This is a genomic window from Bacteroides sp. MSSM.1001136sp1_RTP21357st2_D2_RTP21359_211015 (assembly GCF_040913205.1).
Classification (GTDB): Bacteria; Bacteroidota; Bacteroidia; order Bacteroidales; family Bacteroidaceae; genus Bacteroides; species Bacteroides ovatus.
The window spans coordinates 47,643-55,016 of sequence record NZ_JBDFVF010000042.1; the positions used below are offsets into that span (position 1 = coordinate 47,643).

Below are 7,374 nucleotides of genomic sequence, written 5' to 3' on the forward strand. Positions count from 1 at the left end.
ACATCTAATTATTCATTAATCAAAGTACATAGATACTATGAAACAGAAATTTTCTACTATTTTTCTCCTGTTGCTTCTCTTGCTAGCAGGTTCACGGGTGGTAGCACAGAATGCTCCGAAGCCTTTTGATATCGAACAACCTTCACTTCGCGTATTCCTTCCTGCGCCGGAATTGGCAACGGGGCGTGCTGTGGTTGCTTGTCCGGGTGGCGGATATTCGCATTTGGCTTTCGAACATGAAGGTTGCGACTGGGCACCCTATTTCAATAAACAAGGTATTGCATTGATTGTGCTGAAATACCGTATGCCGAAGGGGGATCGTACATTGCCCATTTCAGATGCTGAAGCGGCAATGAAAGTTGTGCGTGACAGTGCTGATGTTTGGAATCTGAACCCGAATGATATAGGCATCATGGGCTCATCTGCCGGTGGACATCTGGCATCTACCATTGCCACTCACGCCAAACCCGAACTTCGTCCGAATTTCCAGATTCTGTTCTATCCTGTGATTACGATGGATAAATCATATACCCACATGGGGTCTCACGACAATCTTTTGGGAAAAAATGCTTCTGCTGAATTGGAAACGGAATATTCCAATGAAAAGCAAGTAACGAAAGATACGCCACGTGCTTTCATTGTATATAGCGACGACGATAAGACCGTTCCGCCCGCTAACGGGGTTAATTATTATTTGGCTCTAAACAAGAATAATGTGCCTTCGGTACTTCATATTTATCCTTCCGGTGGACATGGATGGGGAATTCGCGAGGGTTTCCTCTACAAGAGTGAAATGCTGAATGAGCTGACATCCTGGCTTCGTAGTTTTAAAGTGCCTCACAAAGATGCCATCCGTGTAGCTTGTATCGGCAATAGTATAACGTATGGAGCACGTATCAAGAATCGCGATCGTGATAGCTATCCTGCTGTGTTAAGTCGTATGCTGGGAGAGGCTTATTGGGTAAAGAATTTTGGAGTAAGTGCCCGCACTCTGTTGAATAAGGGCGATAATCCTTATATGAACGAAAAGGCTTATCAGGATGCGCTGGCTTTCAATCCCAATATCGTTGTCATCAAACTGGGTACGAATGACAGTAAATCGTTCAACTGGAAGTATAAAGCCGACTTCACGAAAGATCTTCAAACAATGGTTGATGCTTTCAAAGCATTGCCTTCCCAACCGAAAATTTATCTTTGTTATCCTTCCAAAGCCTATCAGACCGGAGATAATATCAATGACGATATAATCTCTAAAGAAATTATTCCGATGATAAAGAAAGTTGCTAAGAAAAACAACCTGTCCGTCATCGATCTTCATACGGCAATGGACGGAATGCCCGAACTATTCCCGGATAAGATTCATCCGAATGAAGCAGGTGCCAAAGTGATGGCAAAAGCTGTTTATCAGTCCCTGAAAAAGTAAAATGGAAACACAATAAATGCAGAATTTCCGGTTGGAACAATCTCTTTATGAGAAAGTTTCAACCGGAATTTTTTTAGTTTAACGACGAATAAACTTCTTATAATATGCTAAAAATATAACTTTCTGAAAGTCTGGTTTATGGGTAATCCGTATTTTTGCGCCCGAAAAATAATAAAATGATAAATAGCGTTATGAATAGACTACAAGATTTTACCTTTTTCTCGCAGTTGATGGCTAACGCTAATATGGGATGGTGGAAAGCCAATTTATCAACTGCGAATTATGAATGTTCTGACTTTATAGTAGAGTTATTAGGTCTGGATCAGACCGGAATTATTAGTTTTGAAGATTTCAATAAACGTATTCTGAAGGAGGAGCAACGTCCTACGACTGTCCATTCTTTTGGCGTGCATCAAAGACCGGAAGCGGTATATTTACTTGATACGGTGAAAGGACCTGTTTGGGTACGTAGCAAGGTATGTTTTCAAGAAACGGATGAAAACGGAAACGAAATCATTTATGGTATATCCGAAGTGCAAGATGGTCCTGATATGGCATCTGCTTATCAAGCTTTGCAATACAGTGAGCGTCTCTTATCTAACATTTTCAAGTATTTGCCTATTGGTATCGAATTATACGATATGGATGGGGTATTGGTGGATTTGAACGATAAGGAATTGGAGATGTTTCATATAGAGAAGAAGGAAGATGTATTGGGTATCAATATTTTTGAGAACCCTATTTTTCCGAAAGAAATGAAAGAACGGCTGAAGAAAAATGAAGATGCCGACTTTACTTTCCGTTATGACTTCTCGAAGGTTGGTTCGTATTATCAGAATACCCAGAAACAGGGCACAATTGATTTAGTGACTAAAGTGACTACATTATATGATAGCGAACACCAACCGATAAACTATCTGTTGATTAATGCGGATAAGACAGAAACAACGGTAGCCTATAATAAGATTCAGGAGTTTGAGGAGTTTTTTGAACTGGTCGGTGATTATGCCAAGGTCGGTTATGCCCACTTCAATGTTTTGAGTGGACACGGCTATGCCCAAAAAAGCTGGTACAGAAATGTGGGTGAAGCGGATGAAACTCCGTTGTCCGACATCTTTGGCACATACCAGCATTTCCACCCCGATGACCGTGCCTTGTTGATTCGGTTTTTGGACGACGCACGAAAGGGGCTTACTACCAAACTTAGCAAAGAGATGCGTGTCCTTAGGGAGGATGGTACATACACATGGACGCATGTCAATCTGTTAGTAAAGAAATATGCCCCGCAAGACCGGATTATCGAAATTATCAGCATCAATTATGATATCACAGAACTGAAAAGGACAGAAGAAATGCTTGTCAAGGCACGTGATAAAGCTGAAGCATCCGATCGGTTAAAGTCTGCTTTCCTGGCTAATATGAGTCACGAAATCCGTACTCCTTTAAATGCTATTGTCGGCTTTTCAAGCCTGTTGACTAGTACGGAAAATGCAGCGGAAAAGGAACTATATAATTCTCTGATTGGACATAACAACAAACTATTATTAAATCTGATTAATGATGTAATTGATCTTTCTAAAATAGAATCCGGTTATCTGGAATTGCGTCCGGACTGGGTTAATCTTTCCGAGCTTCTTGACGAGAGTGTAGCGGAGTATGCTCATCAAGTACCATCCGGCGTTGAACTTCTGACTAACTATCCGGCACATGATTCTCTGGTAGAACTGGATAGCCTGCGTATCAAACAGATCTTGAGTAATTTTCTTTCGAATGCCTTAAAGAACACTACCACCGGACATGTGGAAGTCTTCTATGAGGTAGACCACCAATCTGTCAGAATCGGTGTTAAAGATACCGGTCGGGGCATCCCGCAGAATATGCTTGAAAAGATATTCGAAAGGTTTGAGAAGTTGGATTCCTTTGCTCAAGGGGCCGGTTTGGGTTTATCTATCTGCAAACTAATCGTTGAGAAGATGAACGGGCGGGTATTAGTTGATTCCCAACTGGGGATCGGTACTACTTTTGTAATCGAACTGCCGTGTCGTTCTATGCTTGTTGAGTAAGTATATGTGAAGAATCTTAAAAGAAAAATCCCTTGATAACGACTGATTATCAAGGGATTAATTTTGTTTTTGTGATCCGCCTGGGGCTTTCACCGCAGCGGTCTATATCTTTGATTTATAAACTCTTGTAAACCTTGAAAAATCGTACCGTAACGAATTAGTAACGATTTATAGGAACGCTTGTTGTCAGTGAGAGGCATTCGTTTGTCAGCCGTTCTCTGATGCCCCAAAGATAGAACATTACTTTTTATTTTCCAAATATTTGATTATTAAATCTTTAAAAAAATCCCCAGTGCAAGGGGCGAACCTATATATATGAATAGGTTTGCCCCTTGCACTGGGCGGATGCTGCATCAGTCCTACAGCCTTGCTGTCCGCCTCGATACTGCCGTTTATGTGAGGCAGTTCCCCTTCCTTTTCTCTGAACCGAAAAAACATGGTGTAGTACACGTATAGTATCCCATGCGCTGCCTTTTATTGTTATTCTTTTGCAGCAGACACAGAAATTTAAGTTTGTTATGGAAGTTATTACATTTGAAAGCGAAGCGTATAAAGCGCTTGTAGGGAAGATTGAAAAAATCGCAGAGTATGTAGCCGCAGCGCAGTTGCCTTCGGAAGAAAAAAAGGAGGCTTGGCTGGATAGCAACCAACTGGCGGAAGCGTTGGGGATCAGTACACGTACATTGCAACGCCTGAGAGATGAAAACCTGATCAGCTATTCCATGCTGCGTGGACGGTGTATGTACAAGCTGTCGGAGGTCGAACGCTGTCTGGAAGAGCGTACCATTCGGTGTAAACCCCAAACATTGGAGGATTTTCGCAAGAACTACCTAACGAGAACCGGTAATGATAAGAAAGGATGATATACTGAAAATGACGGAAAAGGGCATTTCCGTATTTCGCTATTACCTACCGCTGGATTTCAAGGTGGGAAAGAACTTCCTGAATCCTTTTTATAAGGATACGAAGGCTTCGTGCAATATTTATTACGAACGTAAGGCCGGAGTGTTTAAAATGAAGGATTTCGGGAATGAGGATTATTCGGGGGACTGTTTTGAGCTGGTGGGCAGGCTGAACGGCCTTAACAGCAAGGATCCTAAAGAGTTTGTCGAGATCATGGAAATAATAAACCGTGACCTGCATTTGGGGCTGTCCGCACATGAGGAATATCATGTGAGCCATAGCAAAGTGCCCCAAAAGAATGAAGTGGTATCGGAAGAGTCGAAAGCGAAAAGTGTCCGGCCTTATACTGTCGTGCAAAAGCCCTTTACGGCTGCGGAACTTGCCTTCTGGGGTAAATCGGGGATCGGGGAAAATATTCTGAAAGCGTACCGGACGGTATCGCTAAAGAAGTTCAGCAGCGAGAACCAGGAAAGGAAGCCTTTTTCCTGCATGACAAGTACCGATGAACCGATGTTCGGATATATGGGGAAACAGCATATCAAGGTTTACCGTCCGTGTTCACAAATGCGGTTCCTGTATGCCGGTGATTTTGGCGACAACTACTGTTTCGGGCTGGAGCAGCTGCCGGCAAAAGGTGATCTGCTCTTTATCACAGGCGGGGAAAAGGATGTGATGAGTCTGGCGGCACACGGTTTCCATGCGATCTGTTTCAATTCGGAAACGGCTTTTATCCCTGCGGCTGTCATACACCGGCTTTCGTTCCGGTTCAAACATATCATCCTCCTCTATGATGTGGACAGCATCGGGCTGAAAAGCTCGGCGAAGCGTGAAGAGGAACTGAAGGAATACGGGGTTAAACGATTGTTGCTCCCGCTTGCCGGTACAAAGACGGAGAAGGATGTATCGGACTACTTTATGCTGGGAAACAGCCGTGAGGATTTGATAAAACTTTTTCTGGACTATCTGGAAACCTTATACAGCGAAACCATGTCGGCATTGAAATCCTGCGAGGTGGATTTCAACAACCCGCCTCCCATTGCACAGATGATCGTATCGGTAAATGACGTGCCTCTCGGAACTCAAGGCAACCTGCTTTGTATCACCGGCGGAGAAGGCACGGGAAAAAGTAACTATGTGGCGGCACTGATTGCCGGAGCTATCCGTCCCACCGGAACGGATGTGGATGCGCTGGGCGTTACGCTCCACGAAAACGGCAGGAACAAGGCGGTACTGTTCTATGACACGGAACAGAGCGAAGTACAGCTTTATAAGAATATCAGCAACCTGCTGCGGCGCTGCGGACGTGAGGCGATGCCGGAATGGTTCAAGGCGTATTGTCTTACGGGAATGAGCCGGAAAGAACGCCTGCTTTCCATTATCCAGAGCTTGGACAAGTACCATTATCAATATGGGGGTGTTCATCTGGTGGTGATAGACGGGATTGCGGATTTGATAAAATGCGCCAACGATGAAGCGGAGAGCATAGCCGTCGTGGAAGAACTGTACCGGCTGGCCGGTATCTACAAGACGTGTATCGTTACGGTACTGCACTTTATTCCCAACGGGCTGAAGCTGAGGGGACACTTGGGAAGCGAGTTGCAGCGGAAGGCTGCGGCGATCCTTTCCATAGAGAAAGACAGCGATCCGACCATATCAGTGGTGAAGGCTCTGAAAGTAAGGGATGGAAGTCCGCTGGACGTGCCTATCATGCAGTTTTCGTGGGATAAGGAAAAGGCCATGCATGTCTATCTGGGCGAAAAGCCGAAAGAGGAAAAAGACAAGCGCAAAGAGGACGAGCTTGTAGCCGTGGCCAAAGAGGTATTCAGCCGGAGGCGCTTTGTTACTTACGTGGAGCTTGCGGAAGAAATCCAGTCGATACTGGAGGTGAAGGAGCGCACGGCGAAAAGCTACATCAAGTTCATGCGTGAGAAAGAAATCATTCTGAAATCATCCGATAACCAGAGCTATTATGTTATCGGGAACTTTTGAGGAGGAAAGCGTATGTTAGTAGATAAAACGGAATTTGAAGCATGGATGGAACGTATCATGGGTGAGTTGTACCGCATCTCCCGGAAGCTGGACAAGGCGGAAACGAGGGAAAAGCACCTGAACTACCTGAACGGAGAGCGTCTGTACGACAATCAGGAAGTATGCCTGTTGCTGCGCATCAGCAAACGCACGCTGCAACGATACCGGAATAACGGGGTGCTGAAGTTCTATTCGATATATCACAAGACGTATTACAAGGAGTCGGATTTGCACGAGTTCATCCGCAACAACTTCGACGAGAACGAGATAAAACGGCAGGCACGTGAGGACAAGCTGTCCGAGAGCTATCCGCTGCCGAAAGAATAAGTCCATGTTTTTGCTTTGTACCGGTGAAACTACTGCCGTGAGGCAGGAAATCCCAAACTGCATATTGGTGTTTGTCATAACAATGACTTCATACAGTTGTGAAACAGGATGAAGTTTCTTTTCTTGTTCGAATGGTGATACTCCAAAGGACAGCGGTCCGGAGGGGTATCATTTTTTATGTGTACACCTAAAAATATTCCAGTTTTGTGGCGTAAAAACTGGAATGTTTCAATCGTTAGTATGACTATGTGTTATGGAATATTTTAAATATTCTCAAAGAAGCATACAAGAATCATATGAAATCCGTATCTTTGTAGTTAGATTAAATAGTCATGGATAGAAACACGAGATACATAGTACGTTTGATGTTTCAAACAAAAGTATATTCTTGTGACGGTGCAGCATTTGAGTCTTTTTTTACACATATCATGCAACGTCACAACCGTAATTTCCAGCAGGTTAAACCACAAGGACAATACGGTGATAGAAAGAACGATGGTTTTGATAAAACAACAGGTACTTATTATCAAGTATATGCTCCTGAAGATATTAAGGGGACTTCTATAAATTAAATCCCTGATTATAAGTTGCATAAGCGGATAAAATGCTTATATTTGCAGAAACAGACAA

At 43.7% G+C, this 7,374-nt stretch carries 6 protein-coding genes; all 6 read left to right on the top strand.

Annotated elements, in window-relative coordinates:
* Positions 1-37 precede the first annotated feature (37 nt).
* The 6 genes from AB5217_RS21670 (at position 38) to AB5217_RS21695 (ending at position 7,316) form a co-directional block, all read left to right on the top strand.
* A complete protein-coding gene (locus AB5217_RS21670; protein ID WP_004306352.1) occupies positions 38-1,423 on the top strand; it encodes a GDSL-type esterase/lipase family protein in 1,386 nt (461 codons plus the stop codon).
* A 191-nt stretch (positions 1,424-1,614) separates the two neighbouring features.
* Positions 1,615-3,486, top strand: a complete 1,872-nt coding sequence (locus AB5217_RS21675) for a PAS domain-containing sensor histidine kinase (RefSeq protein ID WP_032846479.1) — start codon at positions 1,615-1,617, stop codon at positions 3,484-3,486.
* A 518-nt stretch (positions 3,487-4,004) separates the two neighbouring features.
* Positions 4,005-4,349: a helix-turn-helix domain-containing protein gene (locus AB5217_RS21680; protein ID WP_014298752.1), complete on the top strand. Its 345-nt coding sequence runs from the start codon at positions 4,005-4,007 to the stop codon at positions 4,347-4,349.
* Entirely contained in the window at positions 4,333-6,378 is a 2,046-nt protein-coding gene (locus AB5217_RS21685; protein WP_032530619.1) for a bifunctional DNA primase/helicase, read from the top strand. Before AB5217_RS21680 ends, AB5217_RS21685 begins: the two co-directional genes overlap by 17 nt.
* Positions 6,379-6,390: 12 nt before the next feature.
* Positions 6,391-6,744, top strand: coding sequence for a helix-turn-helix domain-containing protein (locus AB5217_RS21690; RefSeq protein WP_005643639.1), 354 nt, complete (start codon positions 6,391-6,393; stop codon positions 6,742-6,744).
* A gap of 332 nt (positions 6,745-7,076) precedes the next feature.
* Complete coding sequence (locus AB5217_RS21695) at positions 7,077-7,316, top strand: hypothetical protein (RefSeq protein ID WP_368112744.1); 240 nt, start codon at positions 7,077-7,079, stop codon at positions 7,314-7,316.
* Positions 7,317-7,374: the final 58 nt, after the last annotated feature.

Coding starts and splice junctions, on each gene's coding strand:
- AB5217_RS21695 (WP_368112744.1), top strand. CDS start 7,077: ATGGATAGAAACACGAGATACATAGTACGTTTGATGTTTCAAACAAAA.
- AB5217_RS21680 (WP_014298752.1), top strand. CDS start 4,005: ATGGAAGTTATTACATTTGAAAGCGAAGCGTATAAAGCGCTTGTAGGG.
- AB5217_RS21685 (WP_032530619.1), top strand. CDS start 4,333: ATGATAAGAAAGGATGATATACTGAAAATGACGGAAAAGGGCATTTCC.
- AB5217_RS21670 (WP_004306352.1), top strand. CDS start 38: ATGAAACAGAAATTTTCTACTATTTTTCTCCTGTTGCTTCTCTTGCTA.
- AB5217_RS21675 (WP_032846479.1), top strand. CDS start 1,615: ATGAATAGACTACAAGATTTTACCTTTTTCTCGCAGTTGATGGCTAAC.
- AB5217_RS21690 (WP_005643639.1), top strand. CDS start 6,391: ATGTTAGTAGATAAAACGGAATTTGAAGCATGGATGGAACGTATCATG.